General features: G+C 58.2%; 1 pseudogene. It reads left to right on the plus strand.

The annotated features are described in order from the left end of the window. Positions 1–807 (plus strand): annotated as a pseudogene (locus tag EOA60_RS38005) (type III effector HopG1); the annotation flags it as partial.

The raw sequence follows: 807 nt of genomic DNA on the forward strand, positions 1-807 counted from the left end.
CGCAAACCCCACCTGCGAGGAAGCCGGAACGGCCAAAGAGCGGGGATGGAGCGCATGGCGGGGGTGCGACAGGAGACGGATCAAACCTTTTCGCACGCGCGCTGAAATACAGCTTATGCCTCGTCGGCGCGGGCTGCGCCTACGATAAGATCGCCAACGATTTTCCCCTTTCCACCACGTCGCTACATGACGGGAGACAGGGTTTCACCAGCAACGAACGGCTTAGGATAGCCCAGGCGAAGGCAAGCAAATACTACACCCGATACCACGCCGCCAACCCCGAAGCTCAGCGTTTGAACGGTCGCCCCCTCATTCCAATCCGCGCCTGCGGCAACAACCAGTTCGTAACTATGATCGACTACCGGGCGGCGACCAGCGTGCACCTCGCGCGCTTGGTGGAATCTTCTCACCAGGCGCGACGATCGCTTGTTCTGAACCTAGCCTGCATGAAGGGTCTGCTTGTGAAGGCCGAGTGCTTGGCCAAGTACAGGCCGCCTCAAGTGCCGAAGGACCCGGACCTGACAAAGAGTCCACTATACGATAAAAAGAACAAGTATGCACTGACAGGTGTGCTCAACGACGATACCGGCGCCTACGGCTACACCTCACGGTCTGCCACTCAGCCTTTTGTGAACAAGGGCGCGCAGCACTTCCAAGATGCCCTTGAGAGCGACAAGGGACTAACTTTCAAGCAATGCGTTGAGACGCTCGAGGCATTGCTCGACAAGACAGGCATGCTAGGCGAACAAGCCCAAGTCGCGGCCGGCCAGACCATTCTAAACTTCAGGCAGGTCTACACTGCGGAAG

The organism is Mesorhizobium sp. M1A.F.Ca.IN.020.06.1.1, from assembly GCF_004023265.1.
In the GTDB taxonomy this organism is placed as follows: domain Bacteria; phylum Pseudomonadota; class Alphaproteobacteria; order Rhizobiales; family Rhizobiaceae; genus Mesorhizobium.